Here is a 16107-nt window from a genome sequence, read left to right on the forward strand (position 1 = left end):
GGCCTTGATTGACCCAGAGTTGTATCGTAAGCGACGACGCTTTTTAACGGAAATGTTTCCGCTAAAAGGCGTTTATTTTTTGCCGGGATGGGGGCGGAACCATTCAAACCGCCTGATTGTGCCGGCAGGGCAAAGAAAAATTATTGTCATCCGCAGGAAAAATATAATTGATGTCGAAGTAATACATTCAAGAATCTTTCAAAGATTCTGCAACTGAATATTTTTACCATCTATAATCACATGGGTTAGTCGGGGACCCCCTGTAGGGCGGGTCTTTTTATTTTAATTCGGCTGTAAATTATTGGAATACTTTCCTTGGTCAGTGACGGGCGGGGAGGTGGGATATTAATCCAAAACGGCGTACGGGCTCGAAAATGTTTCTTCATGGTTCCAAGCACCGGACACGAAGCATACATTGTGAAGGAGGTAAAGGAGTGAAAAAGAAGACAATCGCCATGACGGTGGCAGCGTTGCTGATCCTGGTGCTGGCTCTGGCCGGGTGTGGACAGGGAAAGGGTAATCAGTCCGGTCAAGCGGGTGGACAGGCCGCCGGCCAGCTGCAAACGGTGAATGTGGCCTTTGACGACTCGGTGGGTGAAGCGGGTGTCATTCTGGGCGATCAGCTGGGCTTTTTCAAACAACAGGGAATTAAAATCAACTTCGTACATTTCAATTCCGGAGCCGACGAATTGACCTCCCTGGCTTCCGGCCAGGTGGACGTTTCCCGGGGCATCATTGCGGCCAACCTGTTCAACGCGTCGGCCAAAGGCATCGGCATCAAGCTGGTGGCCGACGGCGGCACCAACATTCCCGGCCGGGGCTACTTCGAACTGGCGCTGAAAAAGGAGCTGGCGCCGAAAATCAAAGACTACAAGGATCTGAAAGGGCTGCGCATCGCCATTGCCTCCAAGGGTTCAATCAATCAGCTGCTGCTGGATATGGCGCTGGCCAAAGGCGGTTTGACGGACAAGGATGTCCAGTTGGTGGTGGTGGACTCCTTCCCCGACATGCTCACCGCGGTGGCAAACAACTCCGCCGACGGATGCATGCAGATCGACCCACTGATCACCAAGGGCGTGCAACAGGGCATTTTAAGCTGGTGGAAAGACGCTTCCGACTATGCCGCCGGGGAGGAAATCTCGGTGGTCATGTACAGCCCGCAATTTGCGGCCAAAAAGGATCTGGCCGACCGCTTCATGGTGGCCTACCTGCAGGGCGTGCGGGCGTACGACGATGCCCTGGTCTACGGCAGCAAGGACCGGGATAAGATTGTGAACATCCTGTGCCAGAAAACCTTCCTGCATGATCCGAAAGTGATGGTAACCATGCACCCGCCGGGACTGGATCCGGACGGCGTGATTCCGAAAGCGGGCGTGGTCCACGATCAGAACTGGTACATGCAGCAGGGCCTGGTGAAAAAGGCGGCCGATGTCGATCAACTGGTGGATCCCTCTTTTGCCAATTATGCGGTGCAAAAGCTGGGTAAATACAAGAAGCCCGCGTAAGACGTCAATACCGCTATTTTGATTGATCACCGGATATGCCCGGCCGGGCATATCCACGGGCAGTCAACCGGCCGGCGGGGGCCGCACCCGGCTTCGGCCGGTTGACAGACCGGACGTTTCAGCTCCGGATGCGCATAACCTCCCCGGGGACAAGCCCGGAGGTTTACTTCACGAAGGTTTGTCGTATCAACAAAACCGCATGGGAAAGGAGGAGGGTGAATCCGGTTTTCATACCGGCTTGACCCGGCAAACGGCATGAATAATGAAAGCGAAATGCTGCCGTCCGTCCAGGTTGCAGACAACCCGGAAAAAAAATCCTGGACCGAAATGGAGGATTCGGTGCGCCAGAGGTTTTTATCCTTTATCTCACCGGTAATCTTCCTGGTCATCTGGGAAGTGCTCTCCCGCACCAACGTCCTGGATATGCGCTTTTTCCCGCCGCCGAGCGCCATCCTGGTCACCATGTACCACATGATCATCAGCGGTGAATTATGGGCCGATTTAAGCGTCAGCCTGTACCGCATCCTGGGCGGGTTCGTGCTGGGTACCATTCCGGGGCTGATCATCGGTTTGAGCATGGGTTTATTCAAGCCGGTACGGCTGCTTTTGGAACCGCTGGTGGCGGCCACCTATCCAATCCCCAAACTGGCCCTGATGCCGCTGTTCATGCTCATCCTGGGCCTGGGGGACATGCAGAAGATTGTCACCATCGCCACCGGCACCTTTTTCCTGGTGCTGATCAATACAGTGGCCGGCGTGATCAACCTGGATAAAATTTACCTGGATGTGGCCAGAAACTTCGGAGCCAGCCGCAAGGACTACTACCTGACGGTGGCCCTGCCCGGCGCATTGCCTTTGATTTTCACCGGCTTGAACCTGGGTATGGGTATGGCCCTGCTGCTGATTGTGGCCGCCGAAATGAACGGCGCCAACCAGGGCATCGGCTACCTGATCTGGGAGTCCTATGACATCTTCGATCTGAACAAAATGTTTGTCGCCTTTATCATGATCTCCCTGCTGGGCTATATATTCAATGTCATCTTGAATGAAATTGAAAGGTGGATTGTGCCATGGAAGCAGTAGCGGCGGGCGAAAAGAACATGCTGCGCGTGGTGGAGGCTTCCCGGGCGCCGGCCAAAGTGATCATTGAAGGGCTGGGCAAACGCTTTAAAACCAGAAAACGTTGGGTGGTGGCCATTGAAGAGGTGACCATGACCATCCGGGAAGGGGAGTTCCTGTGCATCGTCGGCCCCAGCGGCTGCGGCAAAACGACCCTGCTGCGCATTCTGGCCGGCCTGGAAACAGCCACCTCGGGCAAACTGGAAGTGGCGCACCGGGACTCCGCGAAGCCGCTCAACTCCATGGTTTTCCAGGAGCAGTCCATTTTCCCCTGGATGACCGTGCGCAACAACATCGCCTACGGGTTGAAAATGCGGCGCGTCGACTCGCGCATCCGTGACGAGGTGGTGGAGCGCTATCTGAAACTGGTCGGCCTGTCGAAATTTGCCGACGCCTATCCCCACCAGTTGTCCGGCGGGATGAAGCAGCGGGTCAGTGTGGCCCGGGCCTTTGCCAACGACCCGGAGATACTGTGCATGGACGAGCCCTTTGCCGCTTTGGACGAACAGAATAAAATCCTGCTCCAGGAAGAATTGCTAAAAATTTGGGAGAGCAACCGTAAAACAGTGGTCTTTATCACCCACAGCATTGACGAAGCACTGGTGCTGGGCGACCGGATTATGCTCATGACGGCGCACCCGGGGCGGGTGAAGGCGGTATTCAACGTGGATCTGCCCCGGCCGCGGAATATCGCCACCCTGCGCACCAACCCGGGTTTTCACAAGCAGTTCTCCGAAATCTGGTCCTCCCTGCGCGAAGAGGTGAACAAGGCCAAGGCGGACGAGGGTATCTGCACCTGACGAAGGTGAAATAAACAGCTGCCGCCACCGGGGTTTGCGGTCCTGTCCGGTGGATTGTTCCACCCGCGGGCAGTAAAAATTTCCGGCCGCCGGCGAAAGGAAATTCAACCGCCGGTGTGGAACTTTTTGATCAGCGGCTCAAGTAGGGGGGACGGCGGATGGATCTGATCCAGGCGGTAGTGGTCAGCGAAATAAAGGATTCCATGGACCTTTTGCAGCGGCGGGTGGGGGGCATTTTAAAAGGCATTGCCGTGACCGGCGTCTGCCACTTTGAACAGGTGGACCGGGTAACCGCCCCCTTATTGATTTGCTACGCCTTTGGCGAACATTATTATGAACTGAAAGAAAAATTTCAGACCCGGGGACGGCGGGTGATTGGCGCCGAGTTGACCCTGCTGCCGGCCGGGGTGCGTAACCTGCGTCTGGTGCCGGCCAGCGTCACCCTCGGGGTGGTTGCCCAGCACCGCCGGTGCGCCAACTATTTTTTAAGTGATATTGTGCGTTCCGGGGTGATGGAACACCGCTTCATCATCGGCACCTTCGACGAGATGAAGGACATGCCGGTGGACAAGTTTGTGGTGCCGGAAGAGATGATCGCGGCCGTTGACCGCAAGGGCGTCAGTGGGGAAATCATCACCGTGCCGCGTACGGTGAGTGCCTTTTCGGCGGCGGAAATCATCAATACGGCCCTGGAAGTGGCCATGGTCAAATACCGGCGGAAGCTGGCGGCAACCCCCCCCGGAGGCATAACCACGGCAGGTGCTTAAGGATTTTAATTCCGGCAGACAATATGCCGGAATTTTTATTTTTAAAAAAAATATTTTCTTATTTGAAGAAGGAATTCAAAAAAGAATGACGAATAATATAGTTACTCATCAATGGTGAGTAGCCAGGCCTATCGGATTCCACTGTCCGGAAGAGACCACGATTGCTCACCTGGAGGGAACCGCAGTACTCTACTATGCGCCGGCGTCAATTTGGGATTCGCCTTTTCCAGCTATGACCCGGTCCAAAGCCTGGGCGACTATTCCGGCCGCGTCGTAAATTTTTTGGCTGCAAACCTGGCTGATGAATGTACGAGGATATTTATAGAAGATGTTTGGTTGGGCAATGGTGAATAAGATGGATAGATTGCCCACCCGCGGCAAGGTCTTACCAAAGGCAGCGCCGGGGTGGATTCCTTCGGGAATTATACTAATCATGCTATCAAATTTAGCGCTTCTTTCAATGTTGATATCTATAATAATAATATAGTCGTCAATAGCGCAATTTCCCAAAACATACGGCAATTTAAGCGCATCAACCGGCTCCGCTATTGTTCCATAAATATTTTTATGTCCTTTCCGCTCCAACATTGTTCCGACTAAAGGTCCAAAATTATCGCCGGGAAGATTTTTTGTACCGATGCAGTAAATTTTTAAATCCCGTTTCACAGGAATAAATCTTTTTACATAATTGCTTAATTTAATGGGAGCCAGTTTGTCCTGGTAATAGACATGCAATACAGCGTGAAATGAATTTTTATTGTTTTGTGCATACGAATCATAAAAGCAAATTAGCCAGAATATTCCCGGAAAAATGAGAAGATACCGGTGATGTAAAGTTAAGTTTAATTCCGCAGTAAATATTATTAAAGAAATATAGATAGCAGCAAGCATAAGCCCTGTAGCGTAATGACCCATATAAAAATGACCCAATCCCGGCACTAGCATGTTTAAAACGACTGATTTTGAATAGCGGGGAATCATCTTGCACCCTCCTAAAATCAAGTTGATTGGGGGTAAATAAATGAATATCGGAATAATTGGTACGGGAAGCCTGGGCCGGATGTTAATTGAGGGTTTTATAGAACAAAAAATTTGTCAACCGGATCAAATTTATATCTCCAACCGGACGATTGAAAAGATGCAAAAAATCAAAAGTATTTATCCCTTGATCAACCTGGCTGATAATAACAAGTGTGTTTTAGAAAAAGCTGATTGGATATTTATTTGCGTTAAACCCTTAGATTTACCTTTTGTTTTTCAGGAGACCGGGACAAGCTTCCCCGATAATAAGCTTATTATTTCTACGTTATTGGCTCCCGGTTTAGAATACTTGGACAGTTTAATAAAAGGGAAAGTTTTGAGAATTTACCCCAGTATTACTCAAAGCACCGGTCATGGCGTTATGCTGGTCGCTTTTGGTAAACGGGTTATAGAGACCGAAAAAAGGGAACTGCTGGATTGCTTTAATCGTTTGGGAAAGGCGTTTGAAATTTCAGAAAGATATTTTCGTATAGCCGGTGACATTACCAGTTGCGGTCCGGCATTTATGGCTTACATGACAGCATCACTGGCAAATACCGCCATAGAACATGGTCTGGATAAAAGCCTGGCTCTTGATATGGCTGGAGAAACAATGCTGGGTACCGCCTTGCTTTTAAAAGAAAAGCAGTTGTCTTTTGAGCAAATGATTAATCAGGTGGCTACTCCGGGAGGGTGTACTGCTGCGGGTGTCCAAATCCTGGCACGGGACCTGTCTCCAATTATAGCTGATTTATTTCAGGCAACCAGGGAAAAAGAAAAAGAAATTATTAACAACGTAACTGAATCTATGCAAAACTTGTTTTAAGGGTTGCTTTCCCCTATCCGGTTTTGCTTGTTTACTTAACAATTCTGGATTGAAAAGGATCTTCCTTCTATCCTGTAAAATCTTCTTGCGTAAATTTCCGGGCATTTAAATCTTAGCTGGCTTGACATTGTTTACCTGCGCCTGGTGGGATAGACTTCTATAAAGAAGCAGGAACTCTTTAAAGAATGTCGAATTTTTTTACTTATTAGAATTTATGGATTTTACAAGGGTTAGTAGGGGCCCCTGTTAGGGGGTTTTTTGTTTTCATTTACTGACAGGGATTGTTTCTATGTTTCGGTGATTCATTTAATTCGTAAAAGCCATGGTGACATTTTAGGATTTTGAGGGAGGTGAAATATTTGTTTGGCTGAATAGGGGGCAGTTCTTTGGCGGCCGTTCTTTTTTATAGGGAAAGGAGGTTGTTATGCACGTTACTGCATTATCACTTACTGATTACGTATTTATGTTTTTCGTCATTTTGACGCTGGCCTGCCTGGCTACCCGGCGTGATGCCCTGCTACCCACTTCTCTCGGTTTGTTGGTTGTCGGCATGCTGCTTACGCATAGCGTTGTCGGCGGGGTGGAAGTTGCTTTTAAGGCCGTTATGGCTTCTACAACCGATCTGCTGAATATAATCATTGTCATTGCGCTGGTAGTGGCCATGACCAAAACAATGGAAGATATGGGCTCGGACAGGTTAATGGTTTCTCCGATCCGTAAATTTTTGCATAATCCAAATGTTTCTTACTGGATCATCGGTATAGCCATGCTGATTGTATCCTGGTTTATTTGGCCGACGCCGGCGGCCGCCCTGTTGGGAGCACTGTTATTACCTGTCGCCATTGTGGGCGGACTGCCACCGCTTATTGCCGGTATGGCCCTGGCCATATTCGGTAAAGGAATCGCCCTTTCCAGCGATTTCATCATTCAGGGTACGCCGTCCGTAACCGCCAAGTTAACCCACATTCCCGTTGGTACCATTATGGGAAGCAGCATTCCGATTTGGGCGGTGGTGTCCATTGTTGCCACGGTGGTTGCCTTTTTGATTGCCCGCAAGGCGATCAAAGACAATCAAACGGAGGAGTGCGTTTCTTTTGACGGGACTTTGATCGAAATGAAAGAACTGGAGAAAGCTGCTGCTGCTTCCGTTAATTTTAATGTTTCACCCATTGGCAGGGTAATGGCCTGGCTAATCCCCCTGGCCTTTCTTGCCGATATAATTGTTATGTTCAACCGGCATATTATTGGCGATGACGCCACGGCGTTAATAGGCGGTACGACTTTGGCCATCACCATGGTCAGTGCCGTGTTTCAATACAAGGATGAGGCTTTCAAAAAGGTGATGGAACACGTCCGGAGCGGCTGGAAATTTGCGGTTACAGTTTTCGGCCCGGTAGTGATTATAGCCGGATTCTTCTGGCTCGGCGGCGACTCCTTGAAAGAAATCCTCGGCAATCCACATGCCCAGGGGTTGATGTTCGATTGGGGTTATTTTATTGCCGCCCATGTACCAATCAATAAATTCGTGGTGGCCGTTATGGTTGTCATAGCTGGCATCCTGGCCGCCTTTGACGGTTCCGGATATGCGGCTATTCCCCTTTCGGCCAGCATTGCCATGGCGTTGGGCACACCAATTCATGCCAACGTTGCCTATCTGGCTTCATTAGGTCAAATGGCAGCCATCTGGACAGGGGCCACTCTGGTGCCCTGGGGCTTTTTAGCGGTATCGGCGGCTGTGGCCGGAGTCGATCCGCAGGATCTGGCACGGCGGAATATGTGGCCTACACTTTTAGGCCTGGCAGCGGGTATTCTAATCACAGTTTATTTGGCCTGAGCAGTAAACCAACAAAAATTTCCGTTCACCGGTGAAAGGAAGTTTGCCTTCCGGTGTGGAACACTCTTATTTAGACTGATTCGGGCCGTTACAAACAATAAGAACATGTGTAGATCAGGAAGGTTAGTCGGGGACCTCGCCAGGGGTCTCCTTATTTTTTTCCGGTATAGTCCAAACAGGCCGGACCGGGAAATAATATCAACCAAATACAAGGAGGTACAACAAATGCCAGGAGTAGTTGTTATTGGCGGGGGTTGGGCCGGTTGTGGCGCCGCTCTGACGGCTGTCAAAGCCGGAGCGGAGGAAGTGACCCTGCTGGAAAGAACCGATATGTTTTTGGGCACCGGACTGGTGGGCGGCATCATGCGCAATAACGGCCGTTATACGGCGGCCGAGGAAGCGATCGCCCTTGGTGGGGGCGATCTCTTCCAGGCGGCGGACGCCTGCGCCCGGCACAAAAACATTGAATTTCCCGGGCACAAGCATGCCACATTATACGATGTGTGCAAAATTGAGCCGATGGTGCGCCGGGTGCTGGACCATTACGGCGTGAAATACCGCCTGCTCACCCGGGTGAAGGACGTGATTATGGACGGCGGTAAAATCCTGGCCGTGGTTACCGAAGACGGAGAGAAGATTTACGGCGACGTTTTCGTGGAAACTACCGGCTCCTGCGGTCCGCAGGGGAACTGCAGCAAATACGGCAACGGCTGCGCCATGTGCATGTTCCGCTGCCCCTCTTTCGGACCGCGGGTAAGCATTGCGGCCAAAGCGGGGGCGGATGAGTTCCAGGGCAAGAAGGCCGACGGCTCAATCGGCGCCATGAGCGGCTCCTGCAAAATCAACAAGGATTCCCTGGCGCCGGATATCGTGGAACAGCTGAACCGGGACGGGGTGGCGGTCATTCCCGTGCCGCCGGAACTGCAAAAAGGTGAAGCCGCCCTGGCCACCAAGGCCTGCCAGCAATATGCCCTGCCGGCATTCAACAACAATATTGTGCTGCTGGACACCGGCCACGCCAAGCTGATGTCCCCCTTCTATCCGCTGGAAAAACTGCGCAAGGTTCCCGGCTTTGAAAACGCCCGCTACGAGGATCCCTATGCCGGCGGAATCGGGAATTCCATGCGTTTTATGGCCGTTTCCCGGCGTGACAACGCCCTGCAGGTGAACAAAGTGGCGAACCTTTTCTGCGGCGGGGAAAAGGCGGGATTGCTGGTCGGGCACACCGAAGCGATTGTCACCGGCAGCCTGGCCGGACACAACGCCGTGCGCTACGCGGCCGGCCGGGAATTGTTGCAACTGCCGGACAGTCTGGCCATCGGAGACATTATCGCCCATAGCAATGAACAGATGCAGACCGAGGAAGGCATCCGGCGCAAATACACCTTCTCCGGCGCCAATTATTTCGCCCGTATGGTGGAGTACAACCTGTACACCACCGATCAGCGGGCGATCCGTCAGCGTGTGGCCGCGGCCGGCCTGGAAGGGGTATACGAGCAGAAAGTGGTTTAGGGTAACGGTTTTTTAGAATCCATCAAGAAAAACAGGTTTATGAATACTATATTGTCAGGTGAAAAATGAGCCGGCCGCCGGATCCAGGTTGTGTCCGGGTGGTGACGCACGGCCGGGAAGGTGCTTTTGCCCGGGCTTGACCGGGGAATGTGATTCCAGTGGACACTTGGGGGTAAAACTTCCCGGTGTCCACGGCGGCGGAACCGGGGGTGGGAATGGTGACGGAGAAACAGCCGGCGCCCGCGGGCGGCGGTGAACCGGAAGCGCTGAGGCAAGATAAACGGGCCGGGCAAAGCGGGAAGGAATCGCCGCAAAACCGGGGGGAAGGAAAAATGGAGCCCACATTAATCATCCTGGCCATACTGGTGGTGGCCGTACTGGGGCGGGCCAACTCGGTGGCTGTGGCCGCCGGGTTGTTGCTCATGATCAAGCTTCTGCAGGTGGACCGTTATGTATTTCCGGTGATTGAAAAGGGCGGGGTGTTCTGGGGACTGGTGCTGCTCATCGCCGCTATTCTCATCCCCCTGGCCAACGGCAAGATCTCCCACCAGGATCTTTGGCGCGTCTTCACTTCCTGGCTGGGCGTGTTCGCCTTTGTTTTTTCCCTGTTCACCACTTATCTGAGCGGCCAGGGGTTGCAGTACCTGACGGTGCAGGGTCACAGCGATGTGATGCCGGCTTTAATCCTGGGCGCTGTGATTGCCGCCGCTTTTATGGGCGGGGTGCCCGTGGGGCCGTTGATTACCTCCGGACTGCTGGCGCTGGCGGTGAAAGTGATCTCCCGGGCTTGACCGGGCGGGGCGGGCCGGCCCGCGGCTGAAAAGGGCCGGCTTCCCGTCCGCGTGCCGGGGCGGATGGCTTTCACCGCTTGTTTTTGTAACGAAAGTCAGGTAAAATATTGTGGTAATCAATTTAGGTACTGCCGATGGGGGGAAATATAGATGGCGGAAAAAGGGACCTGGACGGTTAAAAAAGGGCTGGCCGAGATGCTCAAAGGCGGCGTGATCATGGATGTGACCACCCCGGAGCAGGCCAAAATCGCCGAGGAAGCCGGCGCCTGCGCGGTGATGGCGCTGGAGAGGGTGCCGGCTGATATCCGGGCGGCCGGCGGCGTGGCCCGCATGGCTGATCCGACGGTGATCCATCGTATCATGGAGGCTGTAACCATTCCGGTGATGGCCAAGGTGCGCATCGGCCACTTTGTGGAGGCGCAGATTTTAGAACACCTGGGCGTGGATTATATCGACGAAAGCGAAGTGCTTACCCCGGCTGACGAAAATCATCACATCGACAAGCAACAGTTCAAGGTGCCTTTCGTCTGCGGCGCGCGCAACCTGGGTGAAGCCCTGCGGCGCATCGGCGAGGGGGCGGCCATGATCCGCACCAAGGGTGAACCGGGTACGGGCAATGTGGTGGAAGCGGTGCGTCACATGCGCATGGTGATGGGGGAAATCCGGCGGTTGCAGAATTTGCCCAAAGAGGAACTGATGGCTGCGGCCAAGGAAATGGGCGCCCCGTACAACCTGGTGCAGGAAGTGGCCGAACTGGGCCGCCTGCCCGTGGTCAACTTCGCCGCCGGCGGTATTGCCACCCCGGCCGATGCGGCCATGATGATGCAGCTGGGCTGCGACGGCATCTTTGTCGGCTCGGGCATCTTCAAGTCCAAGAATCCGGCTGCCCGGGCCAAAGCGATTGTGGCCGCCACCACCCACTACAACGATCCGGCGGTGCTGGCCGAAGTGTCCAAGGACCTGGGTGAAGCAATGCCCGGTCTGGAGATATCCACCATCGCCCCGGAGCAGCGCATGCAGGACCGGGGTTGGTAGGAAGAGCGGAAAGGAAGTACCGGGACATGTTAATTGGCGTGTTGGCCCTGCAGGGGGCCTTCATCGAGCACCAGCGCGCGCTGGCCGCCTGCGGCGCCCAATCCCGGCAGGTGCGCAAGCCGGGGCAACTGGATGGTCTGGACGGGCTGATCATTCCGGGCGGGGAAAGCACCACCATGGGCAAGCTGATGAACGATTTCGGATTGTTCGGGCCGATCGTCTCCAGGGCGAAAGAAGGCCTGCCCGTGTTCGGCACCTGCGCCGGTCTGATCCTGATGGCGCGGGAAATTGCCGGCTCGGAACAACCACGTTTGGGCCTGATGGACATGGTGGCGGAAAGAAATGCTTTCGGCCGGCAGGTGGAAAGCTTTGAGACGGACCTGGCCGTACCGGTGCTGGGTGAGGAGCTCTTCCGGGCGGTGTTCATCCGGGCGCCTTACATTTTGGAAACCGGACCGGGCGTGGAGGTGCTGGCCCGCTTTAAAGAAAAGATTGTCTGCGCGCGCCAGGGACGTTTTCTGGCCGCCGCCTTTCATCCCGAGTTGACCGGCGACAAGCGTCTGCATCAGTTGTTTTTGACGGCCTGTGCTTCCCGGCAGGACCGGGCTCCGGCGGTTATAACGGCATAAGTGCGCGGGGGTATGGCTGCATCCCCGGGGGGCGGGCGTTGCCGGGCACAAATTACGCACGGGTATGCCGGTTCCGGCAAGGCGGGCGTTGTCTGGCAGGTTCCGGGGGTGTAACGGTGTCCCGGTAGCGGGCGTTGCCGGGCAATTTCCGGGGAGAGCCGGCAGCAGGCGCGGGCTGTTCATACCGTCCCGCGGTACTATGGAACCGGAAGGCGGCGGCAGGGTTTAAAAACTCTGGTAATTTCAGTCAACCGGTTAATTTTTATAATTTCTTGTTGCCAAATCAAATTTCTTGTAGTAATATTTTAACCAGATCAAAAATAAACCCGATGCAGGGGTAAAGTAACCAGTGGTGGTCCTGACAGAGAGCCGGTGTTTGGTGTGAACCGGCAGGGCGGCTGGCGAAAGAGCTCCCCGGAGGGGGCCGGCTGAAAGCAGCAGTAGGCAGGCACGGGCAGTCCCGTTATCACGTTCAAGCGGGCAGGCGCATGGGTTAACAACGCGCCTGTCAAAAAAGGGTGGCACCGCGGGAGTAAACCTCTCGTCCCTGCTGGCATCAAGCCGGCACGGGACGGGAGGTTTAATGTTTTTCAGGTTAAGTTTTCTTTAAAGCTTTAATTTGTAAAAGGGAGAGATGGAGTATGCAGGACAAGCACTATTTGATGATTCCCGGCCCGACGCCCGTACCGCCGGCAGTGGTGGCGGCCATGTCCCGCCCCATGATCGGTCACCGCAGCGAGGATTTCGCCGCGCTGCACCGGCGCATCGAGGAAAAGATCCGCCGGGTGTTCGGGACGGTCCACGAGGTGTTCATTTTAACCCATTCCGGCACCGGCGGGCTGGAAACGGCCATCGCCAACGTGGTTTCCCCCGGCGACAAGGTGCTGGCACTGATCACCGGCAATTTCGGCGAACGCTTCGCTAAAATCGCCCGCGCCTACGGGGCGGAGGTAGATGAAATAAACTTCGGCTGGGGGAAAAATGTGGATCTGACGGTGGTCGCGGAGAAGCTGGCCGGCGATCCGGGTTACAAGGCCGTGCTGGCCACCCAGAATGAAACTTCCACCGGCGTGCTCAACGACATTGCCGGCATCGGCGCCCTGGTGGCCAAAACGCCCGCCCTTTTGCTGGTGGACGGCGTTTCCGGCGTGGGCGGCATTGAAATCAAGATGGATGAATGGCATGTGGACATTTTGGTGACCGCCTCGCAAAAAGCGATGATGCTGCCGCCCGGGTTGGCCATGGTGGCCGTGGGCCCCAAAGCCTGGCCGGTGATCGAGGGGAACAGCGCGCCGCGCTTCTATTTCAGCCTGCCGGCGGCACGCAAGTCCTTTGAAAAATGGAATACCGCCTATACGCCCAATGTCTCCCTGTTCCAGGGGCTGGACGCGGCGCTCGATATGATGCTTGCCGAGGGGCTGGAAAATGTTTACGCCCGGCACATCCTGCTCGCCCGGGCCGTGCGGGAGGCGGTACTGGCCCTGGGTTTGCGGCCGCTGGCGGAAGCCGGTTATGCCTCACCCACCGTCACCTCGGTATACAGCCCGGAAGGCATTGGCGCGGACGACATCCGCAAGGTATTGAAGGAAGAGCTGGGGGTTACCTTTGCCGGCGGGCAGGGGATTCTGAAAGGCAAGATCTTCCGCATCGCGCACATGGGCTTTGCCGATAAGATGGATGTCATTCTGGCCGTGGCGGCGCTGGAAATGGCTCTTACCCGGGTGGGCTACCCGGTGGAACTGGGCAAAGGCGTAAAAGCGGCCCAGGAAGTGCTTTTGGGGAGGTAAAGCAAATGCAAAAAGTTCTGGTTATGGACGGCGTGTCGGAGGAAGGCCTGCGGCCGCTGCGCCGGGAAGAAGATATTGAAGTTGTCATTGGTCACAAGATGACCGAGGATGAACTGGTCCGGGTCATTCCCGAATACGATGCGCTGATTGTGCGCAGTGCCACCAAGGTGACCCCCCGCGTGGTTGAGGCGGCGGCCAACCTGAAGGTGATCGGCCGGGCCGGGGTCGGAGTGGACAACATCAACCTGGAGGCGGCTACCGCCCGGGGCATCCTGGTGGTCAACGCCCCCGACGGCAATACTATTGCCGCCACGGAGCACACCATCGCCATGATGCTCGCGCTGGCGCGCAACATACCGCAGGCTGTGGGCCGCCTGAAGGAAGGAGTCTGGGACAAAAAGGCCTTCCTGGGGGTGGAACTGCGTGACAAGACGCTGGGCATCATCGGTTTGGGACGCATCGGTTCGGCGGTGGCCAAACGCGCCCAGGCGCTGGAAATGAATGTAGCGGCCTATGACCCTTACATTACCGAGGAAAAGGCGGCCGGCATGGGGGTGGAACTGCTCTCCCTGGAAGATCTGTTCGCCCGGGCCGATTTCATTACCGTGCATATGCCCAAGACGAAAGAATCCTACCACATGATCGACGCCGCCGCACTGGCGCAAATGAAGGACGGGGTGCGCATCATCAACTGCGCCCGGGGCGGCATTATTGAAGAGGAAGCGCTTTACCAGGCTATGACGGCGGGCAAAGTGGCCGGCGCCGCCCTGGATGTCTTTGAAAAGGAACCGAATACGGACAGCCCGCTGCTCTCCCTGCCCAATTTCATCGCCACCCCCCACCTGGGTGCCTCCACCCGGGAGGCGCAGTTGAACGTGGCGGTGGACGTATCCGATGAAATAGTGGCCGCATTGAGAGGCAAGCTGGTCAAGAATACGGTGAACATCCCTTCGGTCAACCCGCAGGTGCTTTCGGCCATCCGGCCATACCTGGGACTGGCGGAGAAACTGGGCAAATTCCTGGCCCAGCTGGTCGGCGGACGGATCAACAAGCTGGAAGTGGTCTACAGCGGTGAACTGGCCAAACAGGAAGTGGCCTCTTTGACCACCGCCGTGGTCAAGGGCCTGCTGGATCCCATTCTGCAGGTAAATGTGAACTTCGTCAATGCGCCGGTGCTGGCCAAAAACCGGGGCATCCAGGTTTTCCAGGCCATTGACGGGGAGGCCGACGGTTATGCCAGCCTGATTACCGTCAAGGTCTATTCGGATAAAACGGAAAAATCGGTGGCCGGCACACTGTTCGGCGTCCATGATCCGCGTATCGTGATGATTGACGGCTACCGCATCGATACCGTGCCGGAAGGCTACCTGCTCTATGTGCCGCATCTGGATAAACCGCGCATCATCGGGCCGGTGGGCGTGCTGATCGGCGAGCACAACATCAACATCGCCGCCATGCAGGTGGGCCGCAAGGAAGTGGGCGGCCGGGCGGTGATGATGCTCTCGGTGGACGCGCCGGTGCCCGGGGAAACACTGCAGGAAATCGCCCGCATCGAGGGCGTGCTGGATGTGAAGATGGTCAGCCTGTAAAGGCCCCCTTTGGTCAACCGGGAAGGCGGCGCTTGTCCGCCGGCGTGCTCTCATGCACAGGATTATCCAATCGGATCAAACTGTCCCGGCCGGATTTCCGGCCGGGTTTATACCATGGGAGATTGATGGTATGAAGGAAACATGCCCGGTGGAACTGCCGCCGGCGGCTTTGGCCGGGAGTAACAGTCAAAAAAAATGTCCGGAACCGACCGGCCGGGAGACGGTTGTCCTGCTGGTCCGGCACGGGGCCACGGAATGGAACCGCCTCTCCCGCTACCAGGGTCGGCTGGATGCTCCCTTAAGCGACGAGGGCCTGGCCCAGTTCCGCGCCCTGGTTGCGGCCATGAGTTCCGTGCCCCTGGCCGCGGTTTACACCGCGCCCCTGGCCCGCTCGGCCGCCGGCGCCGGCATGTTGGCCGACGCACATGGCCTGGAGCCGTTGGTCCTGCCCGGGCTGACGGAAATCTGCCACGGCGCCTGGGAAGGGCTGCTGCTTTCCGAGGTGGCCGGACGCTACGCCGGCCTGCTACGGCGCTGGCGTACCGCGCCGTATGAGGTGCGCATGCCCGGTCCGGGCGGTGAGACACTGGCCGAGGTGGAAGAACGTGCCTGGGCCGCTCTGGAGCAAATGGCCGGCGCCCATCCCGGCGGCATCATCCTGGCCGTTTCCCACGACACCCCCATCCGCACTATAATCAGGCGTGTTTTGAACCTGGATCAGGAGCATTTCTGGCAGATCAAGCTGGACAACACCGGGATCAATGTCCTGGGCCGCCGGGAAGGCCGCTGGCGGGTGATCATGCTTAACGGCACCTGCCACCTGGGCGGTTTTCTCCGTGCCGGGGAGCAGCTGGCGCTGTAAGGGAAAATGCAGCCGCTTGCTTTGCCTGGAT

General features: G+C 55.6%; 14 protein-coding genes and 1 other annotated feature. Of the genes, 13 read left to right on the forward strand and 1 reads right to left on the reverse strand.

Annotation, left to right across the window (positions count from 1 at the left end; genetic code table 11):
• The first annotated feature begins 434 nt into the window (after positions 1 to 434).
• The 4 genes from A6M21_RS02790 to A6M21_RS02810 all read left to right on the forward strand — a co-directional run bounded on the left by A6M21_RS02790 (position 435) and on the right by A6M21_RS02810 (position 4191).
• Positions 435 to 1505 carry an ABC transporter substrate-binding protein gene (locus tag A6M21_RS02790; RefSeq protein WP_201721820.1) on the forward strand — a complete coding sequence of 357 codons (1071 nt, stop codon included), beginning with the start codon at positions 435 to 437 and terminating at the stop codon, positions 1503 to 1505.
• A gap of 255 nt (positions 1506 to 1760) precedes the next feature.
• Positions 1761 to 2588 (forward strand): ABC transporter permease, encoded by an 828-nt coding sequence (locus A6M21_RS02800; protein ID WP_078060344.1) that lies wholly within the window; start codon positions 1761 to 1763, stop codon positions 2586 to 2588.
• Entirely contained in the window at positions 2576 to 3424 is an 849-nt protein-coding gene (locus A6M21_RS02805; RefSeq protein WP_242868741.1) for an ABC transporter ATP-binding protein, read from the forward strand. The genes A6M21_RS02800 and A6M21_RS02805 overlap by 13 nt, the downstream gene beginning before the upstream one ends.
• Before the next feature lie 158 nt (positions 3425 to 3582).
• Positions 3583 to 4191 (forward strand): hypothetical protein, encoded by a 609-nt coding sequence (locus A6M21_RS02810; protein WP_066666387.1) that lies wholly within the window; start codon positions 3583 to 3585, stop codon positions 4189 to 4191.
• A 192-nt stretch (positions 4192 to 4383) separates the two neighbouring features.
• Here the strand turns inward: A6M21_RS02810 and A6M21_RS02815 are convergent, their stop codons facing one another.
• The gene (locus A6M21_RS02815) at positions 4384 to 5172 is read right to left on the reverse strand and encodes a DUF1256 domain-containing protein (protein WP_066666388.1); all 789 of its coding nucleotides are present in this window, start codon (positions 5170 to 5172) and stop codon (positions 4384 to 4386) included.
• Between the two features lie 40 nt (positions 5173 to 5212).
• On the opposite strand from A6M21_RS02815, the gene A6M21_RS02820 reads away from it, so the two are divergent.
• From A6M21_RS02820 to A6M21_RS02860, 9 genes are all read left to right on the forward strand, one after another.
• A complete protein-coding gene (locus A6M21_RS02820; RefSeq protein WP_066666389.1) occupies positions 5213 to 6037 on the forward strand; it encodes a pyrroline-5-carboxylate reductase family protein in 825 nt (274 codons plus the stop codon).
• Between the two features lie 424 nt (positions 6038 to 6461).
• Positions 6462 to 7871, forward strand: a complete 1410-nt coding sequence (locus A6M21_RS02825; RefSeq protein ID WP_066666390.1) for a hypothetical protein — start codon at positions 6462 to 6464, stop codon at positions 7869 to 7871.
• 225 nt (positions 7872 to 8096) lie between these two features.
• On the forward strand, positions 8097 to 9383 hold the full coding sequence (locus A6M21_RS02830; RefSeq protein WP_066666391.1) for an FAD-dependent oxidoreductase: 1287 nt from the start codon (positions 8097 to 8099) through the stop codon (positions 9381 to 9383).
• 332 nt (positions 9384 to 9715) lie between these two features.
• Positions 9716 to 10174 (forward strand): DUF441 domain-containing protein, encoded by a 459-nt coding sequence (locus A6M21_RS02835; protein WP_066666451.1) that lies wholly within the window; start codon positions 9716 to 9718, stop codon positions 10172 to 10174.
• Positions 10175 to 10324: 150 nt separating this feature from the next.
• Positions 10325 to 11209, forward strand: coding sequence for a pyridoxal 5'-phosphate synthase lyase subunit PdxS (pdxS, locus tag A6M21_RS02840; RefSeq protein ID WP_066666392.1), 885 nt, complete (start codon positions 10325 to 10327; stop codon positions 11207 to 11209).
• A gap of 26 nt (positions 11210 to 11235) precedes the next feature.
• Entirely contained in the window at positions 11236 to 11838 is a 603-nt protein-coding gene (pdxT, locus tag A6M21_RS02845; RefSeq protein ID WP_066666452.1) for a pyridoxal 5'-phosphate synthase glutaminase subunit PdxT, read from the forward strand.
• Between the two features lie 320 nt (positions 11839 to 12158).
• Positions 12159 to 12390 (forward strand) — a binding site (T-box leader).
• 89 nt (positions 12391 to 12479) lie between these two features.
• Positions 12480 to 13625 carry a pyridoxal-phosphate-dependent aminotransferase family protein gene (locus tag A6M21_RS02850; protein WP_066666393.1) on the forward strand — a complete coding sequence of 382 codons (1146 nt, stop codon included), beginning with the start codon at positions 12480 to 12482 and terminating at the stop codon, positions 13623 to 13625.
• Positions 13626 to 13630: 5 nt separating this feature from the next.
• A complete protein-coding gene (gene serA, locus A6M21_RS02855; RefSeq protein ID WP_066666394.1) occupies positions 13631 to 15214 on the forward strand; it encodes a phosphoglycerate dehydrogenase in 1584 nt (527 codons plus the stop codon).
• Positions 15215 to 15344: 130 nt separating this feature from the next.
• Positions 15345 to 16076 carry a histidine phosphatase family protein gene (locus A6M21_RS02860; protein WP_161485983.1) on the forward strand — a complete coding sequence of 244 codons (732 nt, stop codon included), beginning with the start codon at positions 15345 to 15347 and terminating at the stop codon, positions 16074 to 16076.
• The last annotated feature ends 31 nt before the right edge of the window (positions 16077 to 16107 follow it).

Source organism: Desulfotomaculum copahuensis (assembly GCF_001655685.1).
Taxonomy (GTDB): Bacteria; Bacillota; Desulfotomaculia; order Desulfotomaculales; family Desulfovirgulaceae; genus Desulfotomaculum_G; species Desulfotomaculum_G copahuensis.

Coding starts and splice junctions, on each gene's coding strand:
- A6M21_RS02800 (WP_078060344.1), top strand. CDS start 1,761: ATGAATAATGAAAGCGAAATGCTGCCGTCCGTCCAGGTTGCAGACAAC.
- A6M21_RS02805 (WP_242868741.1), top strand. CDS start 2,576: ATGGAAGCAGTAGCGGCGGGCGAAAAGAACATGCTGCGCGTGGTGGAG.
- A6M21_RS02810 (WP_066666387.1), top strand. CDS start 3,583: ATGGATCTGATCCAGGCGGTAGTGGTCAGCGAAATAAAGGATTCCATG.
- A6M21_RS02815 (WP_066666388.1), bottom strand. CDS start 5,172: ATGATTCCCCGCTATTCAAAATCAGTCGTTTTAAACATGCTAGTGCCG.
- A6M21_RS02820 (WP_066666389.1), top strand. CDS start 5,213: ATGAATATCGGAATAATTGGTACGGGAAGCCTGGGCCGGATGTTAATT.
- A6M21_RS02825 (WP_066666390.1), top strand. CDS start 6,462: ATGCACGTTACTGCATTATCACTTACTGATTACGTATTTATGTTTTTC.
- A6M21_RS02830 (WP_066666391.1), top strand. CDS start 8,097: ATGCCAGGAGTAGTTGTTATTGGCGGGGGTTGGGCCGGTTGTGGCGCC.
- A6M21_RS02835 (WP_066666451.1), top strand. CDS start 9,716: ATGGAGCCCACATTAATCATCCTGGCCATACTGGTGGTGGCCGTACTG.
- pdxS (WP_066666392.1), top strand. CDS start 10,325: ATGGCGGAAAAAGGGACCTGGACGGTTAAAAAAGGGCTGGCCGAGATG.
- pdxT (WP_066666452.1), top strand. CDS start 11,236: ATGTTAATTGGCGTGTTGGCCCTGCAGGGGGCCTTCATCGAGCACCAG.
- A6M21_RS02850 (WP_066666393.1), top strand. CDS start 12,480: ATGCAGGACAAGCACTATTTGATGATTCCCGGCCCGACGCCCGTACCG.
- serA (WP_066666394.1), top strand. CDS start 13,631: ATGCAAAAAGTTCTGGTTATGGACGGCGTGTCGGAGGAAGGCCTGCGG.
- A6M21_RS02860 (WP_161485983.1), top strand. CDS start 15,345: ATGAAGGAAACATGCCCGGTGGAACTGCCGCCGGCGGCTTTGGCCGGG.